General features: G+C 70.1%; 12 protein-coding genes. 6 read left to right on the top strand and 6 right to left on the bottom strand.

All coding sequences use genetic code 11. The features are described from left to right. From ABZ463_RS15145 to ABZ463_RS15135, 3 genes are all read left to right on the top strand, one after another. Positions 1-1,293: GAF domain-containing sensor histidine kinase (locus ABZ463_RS15145; RefSeq protein WP_362776407.1), on the top strand; the 1,293-nt coding region annotated here is incomplete at its 5' end. Between the two features lie 371 nt (positions 1,294-1,664). Continuing rightward, complete coding sequence (locus tag ABZ463_RS15140; protein ID WP_362776405.1) at positions 1,665-2,363, top strand: hypothetical protein; 699 nt, start codon at positions 1,665-1,667, stop codon at positions 2,361-2,363. Positions 2,364-2,406: 43 nt separating this feature from the next. Further along, complete coding sequence (locus tag ABZ463_RS15135; RefSeq protein ID WP_362776403.1) at positions 2,407-2,670, top strand: phosphoribosyltransferase family protein; 264 nt, start codon at positions 2,407-2,409, stop codon at positions 2,668-2,670. Positions 2,671-2,845: 175 nt separating this feature from the next. Here ABZ463_RS15135 and ABZ463_RS15130 read toward each other — a convergent pair whose 3' ends face one another. The 5 genes from ABZ463_RS15130 to ABZ463_RS15110 all read right to left on the bottom strand — a co-directional run bounded on the left by ABZ463_RS15130 (position 2,846) and on the right by ABZ463_RS15110 (position 7,717). Beyond that, positions 2,846-3,052, bottom strand: coding sequence for a DUF1918 domain-containing protein (locus tag ABZ463_RS15130; protein ID WP_362776401.1), 207 nt, complete (start codon positions 3,050-3,052; stop codon positions 2,846-2,848). A 55-nt stretch (positions 3,053-3,107) separates the two neighbouring features. Continuing rightward, entirely contained in the window at positions 3,108-3,542 is a 435-nt protein-coding gene (locus ABZ463_RS15125) for an OsmC family protein (RefSeq protein WP_362776399.1), read from the bottom strand. A gap of 27 nt (positions 3,543-3,569) precedes the next feature. Next, entirely contained in the window at positions 3,570-4,406 is an 837-nt protein-coding gene (locus ABZ463_RS15120) for a slipin family protein (RefSeq protein WP_362776397.1), read from the bottom strand. Between the two features lie 123 nt (positions 4,407-4,529). Further along, positions 4,530-4,784, bottom strand: coding sequence for a dsRBD fold-containing protein (locus ABZ463_RS15115; protein ID WP_362776395.1), 255 nt, complete (start codon positions 4,782-4,784; stop codon positions 4,530-4,532). Positions 4,785-5,047: 263 nt separating this feature from the next. Continuing rightward, positions 5,048-7,717, bottom strand: coding sequence for a cation-transporting P-type ATPase (locus ABZ463_RS15110; RefSeq protein WP_362776393.1), 2,670 nt, complete (start codon positions 7,715-7,717; stop codon positions 5,048-5,050). Between the two features lie 197 nt (positions 7,718-7,914). Here ABZ463_RS15110 and ABZ463_RS15105 point away from each other — a divergent pair, with 197 nt between their 5' ends. The 3 genes from ABZ463_RS15105 to ABZ463_RS15095 all read left to right on the top strand — a co-directional run bounded on the left by ABZ463_RS15105 (position 7,915) and on the right by ABZ463_RS15095 (position 13,220). Beyond that, complete coding sequence (locus ABZ463_RS15105; RefSeq protein WP_362776391.1) at positions 7,915-9,585, top strand: NADH-ubiquinone oxidoreductase-F iron-sulfur binding region domain-containing protein; 1,671 nt, start codon at positions 7,915-7,917, stop codon at positions 9,583-9,585. Next, complete coding sequence (gene fdhF / locus ABZ463_RS15100; protein ID WP_362776389.1) at positions 9,582-12,260, top strand: formate dehydrogenase subunit alpha; 2,679 nt, start codon at positions 9,582-9,584, stop codon at positions 12,258-12,260. Before ABZ463_RS15105 ends, fdhF begins: the two co-directional genes overlap by 4 nt. Before the next feature lie 108 nt (positions 12,261-12,368). Next, complete coding sequence (locus tag ABZ463_RS15095; protein ID WP_362776387.1) at positions 12,369-13,220, top strand: universal stress protein; 852 nt, start codon at positions 12,369-12,371, stop codon at positions 13,218-13,220. Between the two features lie 156 nt (positions 13,221-13,376). Here ABZ463_RS15095 and ABZ463_RS15090 read toward each other — a convergent pair whose 3' ends face one another. Next, positions 13,377-14,012 carry a CBS domain-containing protein gene (locus ABZ463_RS15090; protein ID WP_362776384.1) on the bottom strand — a complete coding sequence of 212 codons (636 nt, stop codon included), beginning with the start codon at positions 14,010-14,012 and terminating at the stop codon, positions 13,377-13,379. Positions 14,013-14,019 lie beyond the last annotated feature (7 nt).

Below are 14,019 nucleotides of genomic sequence, written 5' to 3'. Positions count from 1 at the left end.
CACCCGCCGATGGGCTCCTTCCTCGGGGTGCCGATCCGGGTCCGCGAGGAGGTCTTCGGCAACCTCTACCTCACCGAGAAGCGCGGCGGCGGGGCATTCGACGAGGAAGACGAGGCGATCGTGGTCGCGCTGGCCACCGCCGCCGGTGTGGCCATCGAGAACGCCCGGCTCTACGAGGAGAGCCGCAGGCGGGAGGTGTGGCTGCAGGCCTCCTCCGAGGTGACGACCAGCCTGCTGTCCGGGGCCGACCCGCAGCGGGTGCTGACCCTGATCGCGCGGCGGGCCAGGCAGATGGCGGGCGCCGACATTGTGGCGGTGCTGCTGCCTGACGACACCGGACAGGTCCTGCGGGTGGCCGTCGCCGATGGGCTGACAAGTGATCAGGTGGCCCATGTCGAGGCGGAGGTCACCGATTCCTTGGCAGGGCGGGCTTTCAGCAGCGGCGAGTCACTCATGGTCACTACGCTCGACGAGGCCGGGGCAGCGGTGGCCATTGCCGAATATGCCGAGTTGGGGCCGGTGGCAGCGGTGCCGATTGGGGCTGCGGGAGCCGTACGCGGGGTGCTGTCGCTGGGCAAACGGTCGGGTCGTATCCCGTTCACCCAGGTCGAGCTGCGCACTCTGCACGCTTTCTCCGCGCAGGCTGCGATCGCCCTGGAGCTGGCCGAGAGCAGGATGGACGCCGAGCGGCTCGGTCTCCTCGAGGACCGTGACCGGATTGCCCGCGATCTGCACGACGTGGTGATCCAGCGGCTGTTCGCGGTGGCCATGACGCTGATGAGCACGGTGCGGCTGGTCGAGCACCCTGAGGCCTCCTCACGCGTGAAGAACGCGATCGACGAACTCGACAGCACCATCCGGCAGATCCGCTCGACCATTTTCGCCCTGCAGACGCCCCACCAGGACGGCGAGGCGGGGTTGCGCACGCAGATCGTGGGACTGGTTGAGGGCGCCCGCGGCCACCTGGGGTTCATGCCGGGCCTGGAGATGGAGGGCCCGCTGGACACCCGGGTCGGGCCGGAGCCGGCCGAGCATCTGCTGGCCGTCCTGCGGGAGGCGCTGTCCAACGTCGTACGGCACGCCAGGGCGACCAAGGCCGACGTGCGCGCTGAGGCGACGGGGGACCGGCTCACCTTGGTGGTGACCGACAACGGGGCCGGGCTTCCAGCCGACAGCAGGCGCAGCGGGCTGCGCAACCTCGCCGAGCGCGCGGAGCGGTTCGGCGGCTCCTTCGAGATCAGCTCCCCTTCCGAGGGCGGCACCCGGTTGACCTGGAGCGTCCCCCTCATCTGAGGCTGGATCGGAACAGGTGGCACCGTTCGTGCCGCGTCCGTTCGATCAAGGCAGGGTCGGCCGCCGACACGGGGACGACCCAGGATATGGCCGGCCGCTCGCGGGTACGGCGGCCCGACGCTGCGGCGCGATGAGATCCGCTCCGCCCACAGTACGACGCGACGCGCTAAAGGACCTCGCCGCCGTACCGGCACGGTCGTCGAAGTTTCGTCAGATGCCCGCGGCCTCACCTTTCGGCGGGGCCGGTGTGTTCACCTCCGGTCGGTCCACCGAGCCGATGCCTCCCAGCAAGGGCACAGCGGGTGGAAGGGACCTTCGTCCCTGGAAGCGACGGTGGGAATGGCGGATGGTGGAAAGCGGGGGTGATTGACGTGAAGGAAGGTCATGAGTTCCGCTGGGGCGGGCTGGCCGGGATCACCGCGCTGGTGTTCATGATCGCCGGACGGCTGACGATGGGAAACGTGCCGAGGGTCACCGATCCTGCGGCGGTGATCGCCGGCTACTTTCCGCAGTACCGCGTTCAGATCCTGATCGGAGCACTGCTGTACGCCATCGCGATCGCACTGCTGCTGTGGTTCGGGGCCGCACTCGCCACGGCCTTCCGCCGCGCGGACGAGACGGGGGACGCTCCCGCGCTGGTGCTTGCCGGGTATGTGCTCATGTGCGTGCTCGGGTTCATCGGCGTGGCGCTGTTCGCCGGAATCGCGTACGCGCTGACCATGTACCGCGGCCTTCTGGAGGTCGCCGCGGGGCCGTACACCGCGCTGACCGCGATGGGCACCGTTGCCGGGATCGCGGTGGCCGTACCGTTCGGAGCCTCCGCGGCGGCCATCTTGCGCACACGGGTCTTTCCCGTCTGGATGGCCTGGTTCGCCGTCGTCGTCGCCGCGGTCAATGTGCTGTCGGCGTTCGCGGTGGGAGTCACAGGAGGTGCGTTGGCACCCGATGGTCCGATCGTGGGCTACGTTCCCGGGGCGCTGGTGGGCCTGTGGGTGCTGGTTGCGAGCGGGCTGCTCATCCGCGAGCACCTGCCGCTCCCGGCGGGAGCACGACCGGTGATGGGGCACTGACACGATTCCACCCGCGTGTAGGGCGTGTCCCCCATCAGAGATCGTGCGGCCAGCGAGACTGACGCCAGCGGAGGAACACGAGCGGGCCGAACTTCTTCGTCGCGTGCGACGTTTCCGGAACGGTCGCGTCTCGCTGGATCCGGCGGGCCGTACGGTGATCGTGGTGGACGACGGTGTGGCCACCGGCGGGACGGCCAGGGCGGCCTGCCAGGTCACTCGGGCCCGGGGAGCCTCTCGGGTGGTGCCGGCGGTTCCCGTGGGGCGCCGGACACGATCGCAGGCCTGCGTGAGGTCTCCGATGACGTGATCTGCCGGCGGATCCCCGGTTGTCTTCGCGGGCTCGGGGCATGGTACGGGACTTCACGCAGACCACCGACGAGCAGGTGATCGAGCTGCTCAGGCGGAGCGCGCCCCCGGCGGGCGCACGACGGGAGGTCCCTCGTGACCGTGGCAGGCTAGAAGAGCCACGTGGCGGGAGGCGGTCAGGGGCTCTCGGTCCTCGCTTCCTCGTGCTCGACGTGGGCGTCCGGGCCGGGGAAGAACATGACCTCGTGTTCCTGGTCGAGCCAGTGGACGTCGTACGGAGGCGTACCGTCAGAGTGGTGTAGCCCGGTGATGAGGCCGATACGTCGTGGCTCGCCCACGTGGGTGCTCTCGACGATCAACCGGTCTCCTACTTGCGCCTTCATGATCCTTACCTCTCTCGGTTCTTACCGGCTTTCGGAAAGTACGGTGGTCTGTGGGCTACGCGTGCCCCGGCGTGGACAGGTCCTCCGTGATGTGAAGCCGGAAGGCGATCTCCGGTGGCGTTCGCAGCGAGTTGTACACGGCACTGTGCTCGATCGCCGAGATGAAGGAGTCCCGTAGCCCAGCAGGTACGCCTGAAGCTTCGACGACCAGTTCGATCCGGTTGACGCGTGCGGGACGCAGGGCGAGCTCGTAGCGGGCGGTGACGGTGACGCCGGCGGGCAGTTCACAGCGGTGAAGGTAGCGTTCGGCGCGCTGGGCGGCACAGGCGGCGAGACTTCCGGCGAGCAGTTCGACCGGGTCGGGGCCGGTGTCGCCGCCGCCGAAGTCTCTGATCTGGTCGACGCGGACGATGTGTTGCCGCATGTGGATGTCGAAGCGGTCACCACCGTGCCAGACGATTTTCACGGTGCCGTTGTGGTTCTGCCCCATGCTGACCTCCCGGGATGGGTCCGGGTTTCAGGAACCTGGATGTGAGGTGGTTCGCGAGCCCGTCCCCTGTGTCCATGGCGTGCCCGCCTTCGTGGTTTTGTGCTGTTCCGTGCCGCGCCAGGTCTTGAGTGCACGGGGAGCGATCCTGTCGCGTTCGGCGGCGACGAAGTCGGACAGTTCACGGGCGCGGGTGAGGAACTGGGCAGGGAAGACGATGGTGGAGTTGTGTTCCACGGCGATCTCGCTCAGCACCTGAAGGTTACGCAACTGCAGTGCGATGGGGTGGGCGGCGATGACGTCGGCGGCCTCGGCGAGTCTTCCGGCCGACAGTGCCTCTCCTTCGGCGGCGATGATCTTCGCGCGCTTCTCGCGCTCCGCCTCGGCCTCGCGGGCCATCGCCCTCTGCATCGACTGCGGCAACTCGATGTCCTTGAGTTCCACGAGCAGCACGTAGACGCCCCACTGCTGGGTGATCCGGTCGAGGATCTGCTTGATGGACTCGTTGAGCGTCTCGGTGTCGGTCAGCACCTGATCCAGCAGGGAGCGTCCGACGACGTTGCGGACGGTCGTCTGGGCGATCTGACTGACCGCGTCCTGCACGTTCTCGATCTCCACGATCGACTTCACCGGGTCCACCCGGCGGAAGTAGGCCACCGCGGCGACTCCGATGGAGACGTTGTCGCGGGTGATGATCTGCTGCGAGGCGATCGGCATCGTCACGGTGCGCAGGCTCACTTTACGCATCCGATCCACCAGCGGGATCATGAACCGTAGCCCGGGCTCGCGAACCGCCCGCACCTGGCCGAGCCGGAACACCACTCCGCGTTCGTACTGCCGCACGATTGCGATACCGAGGTTTGACATGACGGTCCCCTTCCTGCCGTCCCCTCCACCCTGTGTCCGTGTCACGCTGGAACACGGACCCGGCGGGCCGGTGGCCACGACCGCGAACCTCCCTGTTCGGACGGTCGCGCCCCACGAGACCTGTTACGAGGCGGAGCCTGTGAACTGGGCGATGTCGTCCGAGGTGACGTTGAGCAGTCTTGCCGCCAGGTCGGCCAGCGCGCGGGCGACAGCGAGCTCGTCGCCGATCTCGGCCACCGGCTCGTCGACCGGGTTGCGGCGTGCCCGGCCGACCCCGGTCAGGTCGTGGGTGTCCCTGGTGGTCAGAACCGCTCTGGCGAGGGTCTCGTCGCCTTCCTCGGTGATGTGGATCTGTACGGCCCACTGCTTGGCTTCCATGATCTGAAACTCCGTTCGACGAAGTGGTGATCGCGATGCCGAGCCGGGTGCCGGATCTCCTTGCCGCTGTACGGTTCGGCGCAGCGCTCTTCGAACCGCCGGGCGCGCAGCATCCGGCGCGACGGCTCCCGCTGTGGGATGGTCCACGCCTTGCGTTTGACTGTCATGGCCGTGTCTCACATGCGCACACCCACCTTCTCCACTGTCGGTACCGCACGCGATGATCGACAGTGGCTAAGGTCCCATTTCTCCAGGTAATTCGGCTATTCCTCGGTGGAACCGTTCATCGGTCGAACACGGTCGCGGGCCGCTGCCGAGCGGCGTACGAGCCGGCGACGGAACTCGTCGCTCCCCCACACGACGAACGGGAACAGGGTGATCAGGGCAACGACGTCGAGCGGGAGCATCGCCGTGCCGAAGACACGTTGCAGAGGCGGAACGTAGACGACCAGGGCGGTGAAGGCCAGCTCGAAGGCGATTCCCCACAGCAGCAGCGGGTTGGTGAACAGTCCGATCCCGCGCAGGGAGGCGTGTTCGGTGCGGGCGGCGAAGGCCGTGCCGACCTGGCACATGACGATCCCGGCGAACGTCGCGGTGGTGGCCTGGACGTAGGCGTGATTCAGGGCCGTGCCCGGCCCGGTCGGGGCGCCCGGATACCAGCCGGACCGCCACAGGATGAGGAAGAACACCACCATGACCAGGGTCGCGGAGATCAGACCGAGGAAAACCCAGGCCCGCACGAGCATGGCAGCGGTGATCACGCCTTCCTGCCGGCGGCGGGGCGGACGGTTCATGATGCCGGGCTCGGCGGGCTCACGGCCCAGGGCGAGGGCCGGGAGTGTCTCGGTGCCCAGGTCGATGGCCAGGATCTGCAGGACCGTCAGCGGTAACGGCACCGCGCCGCCGCTGAGGGCGAAGATCAGGAACGGCACGACCTCGGGAGTGGTGTGGGCGAAGATGTACAGGATGAACTTGCGCACGTTGTCGTAGACCCGACGCCCTGACTCCACGGCGGTCACGATGGTGGCGAAGTTGTCGTCGGTCAGTACCATCGTCGCCGCCTCCCGGGCGACATCGGTGCCCGAACGGCCCATCGCGACCCCGATGTCCGCCCGATGCAGCGCGGGGGCGTCGTTCACCCCGTCTCCGGTCATGGCCACGATCTGTCCCTGGCCGCACAGGGCGTCGGCGATGCGGAGTTTCGTCTCCGGCGACGAACGGGCGAAGACGATCTCCTGGTCGCGGGTGAGCAGTTCGTCCAGTTCGTGATCATGGACGTGTTCGGCCTCGGCGACGACGCACAGGCGGGGGTGGCCGACGCCGACCTCGCGGGCGACCTCGGCGGCGGTCATCCCGTTGTCACCGGTCACGATGTGCACGCGCAGTCCGGCCCGGTGACAGCGCTCCACGGCCCCGGCCACCTCGGGGCGGGGCGGATCGTCAAGGCCGACCAGGCCGATCAGCCGCAGGTCCCGTTCAGCGTCCTCACGGCGTTCAGGGGCGCGACCGGTCGTACGGGCGGCCACGGCCAGGACGCGCAACCCACGTCCGGCGAGAACGGCCACCTCGGCCATCACGTGTTCCCGGTCGCAGTCCGGGACACGGGCGAGTACGGCCTCGGGCGCCCCCTTGACGTAGACCACATGATCGGTCGCGACGGACATCAACCTCAGGAGCGGGTCGAACCTGAACAGCGCCCGGCGGCGTTTGTCGCGACCGTCCAGGTCAGCGGGGTGTCCGAGCCAGTCGGCGCCCTCGACGAGCGCGATCTCGGTCGGGTCCCCGGCCAGGCCGTCAGGGGTGCGGGCGACCGTGGTGCACTCGGTCGTCGCGGCCGCCAACCTCTCGAAACCGGCAGGGTGCGGACACGAGCGGTCGACCGTGCCGTGCGGGGTCCACGCCGCCTCAAGGCGCATCCGGTTGCGTGTCAGGGTTCCGGTCTTGTCGGTGCAGATGACGGCGGTGGATCCGAGCGTCTCCACCGCGCTCAGCCGTTTGACGACGGCGCCGTCGCGGGCCAGCGCGCGCACTCCGACGGCCAGTGCCAGGGTGATCGTGGGCAGCAGTCCTTCGGGTACGTTGGCCACCAGCAGGCCGATGGCGAACGTCAGCGCGGCGACCGTGGACATCCCCGAGGCGACGCCCGCCAGGAGGAACACCGCTCCCATACCGACGGCGGCCAGGGCGATGAGCCAGGCGACTCGTCTCACCTGTGTCTCCAGCGGGCTGCGCTCTCGTACGGTGCGTTGGCTGAGCACCGCGATGCGACCCAGTTCGGTGTGGTCACCGGTGGCGAAGGCCACCGCCGTCGCCTCTCCGGCGACGCAGGTGGTTCCGCTGAAGACCAGGTTGGGCTCACTGAGCAGAGGAGCGCCCTCCCGCGACGGGTCGGCCGTCCGGGCCACCGGCATGGACTCACCGGTGAGCATGGACATGTCCACCTCAAGGGTGCCGTCGATCAGGCGCAGATCGGCGGGAACCCTGTCGCCCTCACCGAGCAGCACGAGATCTCCGGGCACCACCCCGCGAGCCTCGATCGACACCTCCTGGTCATCTCGCGTCACACGGGTGTGTTGCGGCAGGTAGCGGGCGAGGGTTTCGACCGCCCGCTCGGCCTGCCGTTCCTGCAACAGCGCGAACACCGCGTTCAACACGACGACGGCGATGACGGCGGCCGCCAGCACCGCCGTACCCGCGGCGTAGGCCAGGGCCCCGGCCGTCCACAGCAGTAAGGCGAGAGGATGGACCAGCTGACCGAGTAATTCGTCGAGCAGCGACCGGTGCCGTCTGCGGCGTACCTCGTTGGGGCCGTACACCGCAAGACGGCGGGCCGCCTCCCGGGATGACAGCCCTCCGGGACCGGTGCCGAGCTCCCGACGCAGCCGGGACAGGGGTTCCCGAGGGTCCAGATCCCTGACCTCGGCACTTTCCATAGTTCTCACCGTCGGATTCCCGGGGGCGTTCACGGTAGCGGTCCAAGGACTCTTGACATGGGGCGAAGGTCCCACGTCCTGGTAGGAGGGCCTGGCCCGTCGAACCCGGACCAGGATCGGGCAGGAGGGGCGAAGGTCCCGTCGCGTCGGGTCCATGGACCCTGAGAGGCGGGATACGGCGGAACCATTCTGGACTTATGGGCGGTTTCAACGGCTCCAACGGTTTTCGTGTGCTCGCGGGGCGAAGAGGGCACCTCGGTGCCAGGCTGCTGGAGGCTTTGGCCGGGGCCGCCGAGAGGTCACCGGACGGCCCGCAGGTGTGGGCTCCGCGGGTGGCCCGGCGCCTGGGGCTGCCGGCGGCCGCGGGGCTGGGGTCGGCCACCTTCTACGCCGACCTGGCCGCCCCGCGCGGCCGCCGCCACGTGCGGGTCTGCGCCGCGGCGGCCTGCTTCGCCGCCCGGGCGGGTCGTCAGCTCACCGAGGTCGAGGAGGCCCTGGGCGTCGCGGTCGGTGGCGTCGGCCGGAACGACGTCTCACTGCAGGCGGTTCGCTGCCTGGGCTTCTGCTACGCGAGTCCTGGCTGCCTCGACGGTGACACGCCATGCGTCGGCCCCACCCTCACCGAGCAACTGGCCGGGGGGCTGCCTCCCGTGGCACCCGCCATTCCGGCCCGGGACGTCACCGGCGATCCGGTGGCGCTCGCCGGGATCGTCGCCGGTGAAGAGCCCTGGACGGTGTGGCCCGAGGCTGTGGCCACCGGAGCCGCACAGCGGGTTCTGGCCGAGGTGGCGGCCTCCGGGCTGCGGGGACGAGGCGGTGCCGGTTTCCCGGTGTCCGCCAAGTGGGCCGCCGCGGGCGGCTCACCCGACACGGTGGTCGTCGCCAACGGCGACGAGGGCGATCCGGGTTCCTACGCCGACCGGTTGCTGATGGAAGCCGATCCGGCGCGGGTGCTGGAGGGCCTGGCTCTGGCCTGCCTGGCCTGCGGAGCCCGTCGCGCCGTGGTACTGGTGCGCTCGGAGTACCCGCAGGCGCTCACCCGGATGCGGGCGGCGGTCGGCCAAGCCTACGCCGACGGCCATCTGGGCGGCTCGGTCCACGGCAGTGAGGTGAACCTGGACGTCGAGGTCGTCGAGGGCGCAGGATCCTACGTGGCGGGAGAGGAAACCGCGCTGATCGCCGGGCTGGAGGGCGGCCGCGGCTGTGCACGGTCCCGCCCGCCCTACCCCACGCGACAGGGCCTGTGGGACGCCCCGACCGTGGTCAACAACGTCGAGACACTGGCCGCCGTACCGTGGATCGTACGGCGTGGCGGAAACGCCTACGCCTGCCGCGGCACCCGAACCGAAACCGGCACGAAGCTGGTCTGCCTGTCCGAACGCTTCGCCCGGCCCGGCTGCTACGAGGTCGAGCTCGGCACCCCGGTGATCCACATCGTCACCGAGCTGGGCGGCGGCCTGCAAGAGGGGGCCGAACTGGGGGCACTGCAGGTGGGCGGCCCGCTGGGCGGATTCCTGCCCCCTGACGGGCTGGACGTACCGCTGACGGAGGCCGATCTGGCCCGCCACGGCGCCGCCCTCGGACACGCCGGTCTTGTCGCCTTCGACCGGCGTGTGACGGGGCGGGAGGTGCTGCGGCACGTGTGGGAGTTCGCCGCCGCAGAAAGCTGCGGAGCCTGCTCCCCCTGCCGGGTCGGCTCCCGCCGGGGCCTGGAGATCACCGGATCCGGCACGCCGTCCGAGGAGTACACACGGCTGTTGCGGGTGATGGGCCAGGCGAGCCTGTGCGCCTTCGGGCGCAGGGTGCCCGCCGCGGTACGGAGCCTCGCCCGAGCCTACGGGGACGAGCTCGGGGAGTGGGACCGATGAGGGTCGACGTCGACGGCGTCGCCGTCCATCTGGAAGACGGCGCCTCACTGCTGGACGCGGTTCGTCTCGCCGGGGGCGAGTTGCCCACGCTGTGCCACGACGACCGCCTGACATCGGTGGGCTCCTGCCGTACCTGTCTGGTGAGATCCGGCGGGAGCGTGGTGGCCGCGTGTGTCACTCCGGCCGTGGACGGTGCCGTAGTCGAGGTCACCACCGGCGAGTTGCGAGGACTGCGCCGTGACGCCGTGGAGCTGATCGTCTCGGCTTTGCCGCCCCGCGCCCTGGACGGCGGTGCGGACGGTGGCGAGCTGGCCCGGATCTGCCACGAGCTGGGGCTCGCCCCGGACAGCGCCCAGGGGCAGGGCGGACGAGGGCGTGACGACACCCATCCCTACGTCCACCTGGACCGGGATCTGTGCATCGCCTGCGGCCGGTGCGTTCGCATGTGCGCCGAGGTCCAGGGAACCTTCGCCCTCACCCTGACCGGCCGGGGCGCAGACACGGTGGTCGCCCCCGGCACAGGCGGATCATGGGCCGACTCGGACTGCGTCTCCTGCGGCGGCTGTGTCGACACCTGCCCCACCGGGGCGCTCACCGAGCCCGGTCTGCCGGTGGGAGACCGGGCAAGGACCTCAGGACGGACCCATACCACCTGCGGCTACTGCGGGGTCGGATGCTCCCTGGAGGTGCTCACCCGCGATGGCGAGATCGTCGCGGTCCTGCCGGACCACGATGGTCCGGTCAATCGTGGGCACGCCTGTGTCAAAGGCCGTTTCGCGCACGGGTTCCTTCACGCGTCCGAACGGCTCATCCGGCCGCTGCTGCGCCGCGACGGGCTCCTCACACCGGTGAGCTGGTCCGAGGCCCTCGACCATGTCGCTCGTGGCCTACGTGAGGCCGTCGCCGCAGGGGGTCCCGACGCGGTGGCGGCGATCTCCTCGGCCAGGGCGACCAACGAGGAGAACTACCTGATCCAGAAGTTCATGCGGGTCGCCGTCGGCACCAACAACGTCGACAACTGCTCCCGCCTCTGCCACGCCCCCTCGGCGGCCGGTCTGACCGCGGCCTTCGGCCTGTCCGGCGGCACCGACAGCCTCGACGACGTGGAAGGAGCCGACTGCCTGCTGCTGGTGGGCGCCAACCCGGTCGAGGCCCACCCCGTGGTCGGCGCGCGGCTGCTGCGGAGGGTTCTGCACGGGGCACGGCTGATCGTCGCCGACCCCAGGACCGTCGGCCTGGCCCATCACGCCGACGTACACCTGCGGCCGCTGCCCGGCTCCAACGTCGCCCTGTTCAACGGCTTGGCACACGTGATGCTCGCCGAGGGGCTCGTCGACGACGATTTCCTGCGCCATCGGGTCGCCGGGCTGCCGGAGCTCACCGCGCTGCTGGACGGTTACGGACCGGACCAGGTGGCCGCCCTCACCGGGGTTCCGGCCGGGGACCTGCTTGAGGCCGCCCGACTCTACGGGCGGGCCGAGCGGCCGGCGATCGTCTACGGACTGGGCGTCACCGAGCACCTGCACGGCACCGACGGGGTCCGCGCCCTGGCCAACCTGGCGATCCTGCGTGGCGCAGTCGGCACCGGACACGGTTTCGGTATCAACCCGCTGCGCGGCCAGAACAACGTCCAGGGCGCCTCCGACATGGGCGCGCTGCCCGACCTGCTGCCCGGCTACGCCAAGGTGACCGATCCCGCCGCCCGGGCCAGGGCCGCCGACGTCTGGGGAGCGCCGGTTCCGGACCGGCCCGGGATGCGCATCCCGGAGATGTTCGCCGCCGCACGCGCCGGAACGCTGCGGACCCTGTGGATCGTCGGGGAGGACGTCTGCGCCACCGACCCCGACACCGTCCGGGTCACCGAAGCCCTGGAGACCTGCCCGCTGGTCGTCTGCCAGGAGCTGTTCCTGTCCGAGACGGCCCGCCACGCCGACGTCGTGTTGCCGGCCGCGGCCTGGCTGGAGAAGGACGGCACCTTCGTCAACTTCGACCGCCGCTTCCAGCGGGTCCGCCCCGCTCTGGATCCTCCGGGAGACGCCAGGACCGACTTCGCGGCGGTCCACGCTCTCGCCTCCGCCCTCGGCGTGGACCTCGGCTGCCGGACGCCGGCCGAGGCGCTGGCCGAGTGCGCCCGGGTGGCGCCGCTCTTCGCGGGGATCTCCCACGAACGGCTTGACCGTGAGGGCGCCGTCCCCTGGCCCTGCCCGGATCCCTTCCGGCCGGGAGAGGCGAGCCTGTATCGGGAGCGGTTCTCCACCTCCGACGGCCTGGCCCACCTGGCCGCCTGCCCCTACCTCCCACCGGGGGAGACGCCGGACGACCATTACCCTCTCGTTCTGGTCACCGGACGACGCTGGGCGCACTACAACTCCGGGAACATGACCCGCCGTACGGCCAACCTTCAGCTGGAAGGGGTTGATCTGCTCGATCTCCATCCTGCCGACGCCGCTCGGTGCGGCCTCGGGGAGGGGGATCCGGTTACGGTGAGGAGCCGGTACGGCCGCGCCGTGTTGACCGCTCACCTCAGTGACGACATGGTGCCCGGCCAGGTCTTCTGCGCGTTCCACTTCCCTTCCAGCGGGGTGAACACTCTCACCTCCCGCCATGCCGACACCGTGACGTCGTGCCCGGAGTACAAGGTCACCGCGGTACGGCTGATACCGGGGTGCGTCTGAACGGTGACCTACCCACGGCGGGGCGAACGTCCTTTCCGGATCGGGACGATCGCCTCTGGAGGAGGCGGTTTGCCCGCGGTCCGATGAAAGAGGGAAAGGGGGAAGGACATGACCAAGTCGATTGTCGTCGCCACCGACGGCTCATCCGCCGCCACGGCCGCCGTGCGGTGGGCGGCCGACGACGCGGCACGCAGAAGACTGCCGGTGCGGATCGTGCACGTCGTGGAACGCTGGCCGTACGGGATCTCGGCGTTCTCTCCACCGGAATGGCAGGACGCGCTGGCCGACGCCGGTGAGCGGGTGCTCACCGAGGCGGCGAAGGCCGCCGCGGAACGCAGGCCGGACATCGACGTGACGACCGAACTGGTCGGGGGAACACCCGCTGAGACCCTGCGCGAGCGGGCCGCCTCGGCCGTCGAACTCGTGATCGGCAACCGAGGCCTGGGCGGCTTCGCCGAGGCGCTGCTGGGTTCGGCGGTCCTGCGACTGGCGGGCCACGTGCCCGGCGCCATCGTGGTCGTCAGGACTGAGGAGAACGAACCGCGAGACGAGGTCGTCGTGGGCGTCGACGGCTCCCCGGAGTGCGAGCCCGCCCTGGGCTTCGCCTTCGAGCAGGCCCGGCTGCGCGAATGCACCCTGCGTGCCCTGCACGCCTGGCAGGTTCCGTTGCACGCCTTCATGCCGGAGCCTGTCCGTGACCTCTCCGGGGAACGGCGGGAGCAGCAGCGGATGCTCGCCGACCGGCTCACCCCGTGGCGGGACAGGTTCCCCGAGGTCGAGATCGTGTCGGAGGTGACCTACGCCCACCCGGTGTCGGCTCTGAGGGACGCCTCGGCGCAGGCCGACCTGCTGGTGGTGGGTTCCCGTGGGCTGGGTGCCGTCGGTTCGGCGGTGCTGGGGTCCGTCAGCCGGGACGTGCTCCACCACGCCCGCTGCCCGGTGGCCGTGGTCCGGTCGTGAACCTTCCGCGGGAGAAACGTCGGGTCGTGGCTGGGGACGATCTTCTGGTGGTGGACTCCGTGGACGTGGTGACGTCGCCTCGGTCTGGACGGCGCTTCCTCGCGGGCGAGGGCGGGGGAGTTCCCGTCCGGCCATCGGCCAAGGTCTGTGGATCTCCTATCTCTCTTCGGGTCTTCCTTCGGGGCCGGTGTTGTCCCGGTCCCAGGTGAGCTCGTCGACCACGTCGACGACTCCGTCGACCTGCCCAGTCATCCGGACGGCGAGCCGGACGTCCTTGCGCAGAGTCATCCTCCCGCTCAGTGTGACCACGCCGTCGGCGACGACGACACGGATTCGTGAGGTGTCCATCCACAGCGACCGGGACAGCACGTCCCGGCGTATCTCACGCGCGATGTCGTCGTCGGAACGGGCGAACACCTTCAGCAGGTCACAGCGGCTGACGATGCCCGCCAGATGACCGTGGCCGTCGGTCACCGGCAGCCGCTTGACGCCGTGGTGTTCCATCAGGCGGCCCGCGGTCACCACGGGGGCGTCCACCGGGACGGTGACGGCCGGAGCGCTCATCAGGTCTCGGGCCGTCTCGCGCCCCGGCCGGGGCGACCCAGTGCGGAACCGCTCCCGGCGCACCAGGTCGGCCTCGGAGACGACGCCGACCACGTGGCCGTCGCCGTCCAGGACCGGTACGGCACTGACTCCGTGCTCCAGGAGCGTCTCGGCGATGTCCTTGAAGCAGGTGCCCTCGGTGACCGAGACCACCCGCCGGGTCATGACGTCCTTGACGGTGACGCGCATCATCGCC

Origin of the sequence: Streptosporangium sp. NPDC020145, from assembly GCF_040631275.1 — a bacterium.
Taxonomy (GTDB): domain Bacteria; phylum Actinomycetota; class Actinomycetes; order Streptosporangiales; family Streptosporangiaceae; genus Streptosporangium.
Note: the sequence above shows the minus strand (reverse complement) of the source record. Positions and strands in the feature narration are given on the sequence as shown.

What these genes read in the sequence shown, in the direction of transcription:
- ABZ463_RS15130 (WP_362776401.1), bottom strand. Translation starts at nt 3,052, where the DNA reads ATGAAGGCGCAAGTAGGAGACCGGTTGATCGTCGAGAGCACCCACGTG.
- ABZ463_RS15125 (WP_362776399.1), bottom strand. Translation starts at nt 3,542, where the DNA reads ATGGGGCAGAACCACAACGGCACCGTGAAAATCGTCTGGCACGGTGGT.
- ABZ463_RS15120 (WP_362776397.1), bottom strand. Translation starts at nt 4,406, where the DNA reads ATGTCAAACCTCGGTATCGCAATCGTGCGGCAGTACGAACGCGGAGTG.
- ABZ463_RS15115 (WP_362776395.1), bottom strand. Translation starts at nt 4,784, where the DNA reads ATGGAAGCCAAGCAGTGGGCCGTACAGATCCACATCACCGAGGAAGGC.
- ABZ463_RS15110 (WP_362776393.1), bottom strand. Translation starts at nt 7,717, where the DNA reads ATGGAAAGTGCCGAGGTCAGGGATCTGGACCCTCGGGAACCCCTGTCC.
- ABZ463_RS15105 (WP_362776391.1), top strand. Translation starts at nt 7,915, where the DNA reads ATGGGCGGTTTCAACGGCTCCAACGGTTTTCGTGTGCTCGCGGGGCGA.
- fdhF (WP_362776389.1), top strand. Translation starts at nt 9,582, where the DNA reads ATGAGGGTCGACGTCGACGGCGTCGCCGTCCATCTGGAAGACGGCGCC.
- ABZ463_RS15095 (WP_362776387.1), top strand. Translation starts at nt 12,369, where the DNA reads ATGACCAAGTCGATTGTCGTCGCCACCGACGGCTCATCCGCCGCCACG.
- ABZ463_RS15090 (WP_362776384.1), bottom strand. Translation starts at nt 14,012, where the DNA reads ATGCGCGTCACCGTCAAGGACGTCATGACCCGGCGGGTGGTCTCGGTC.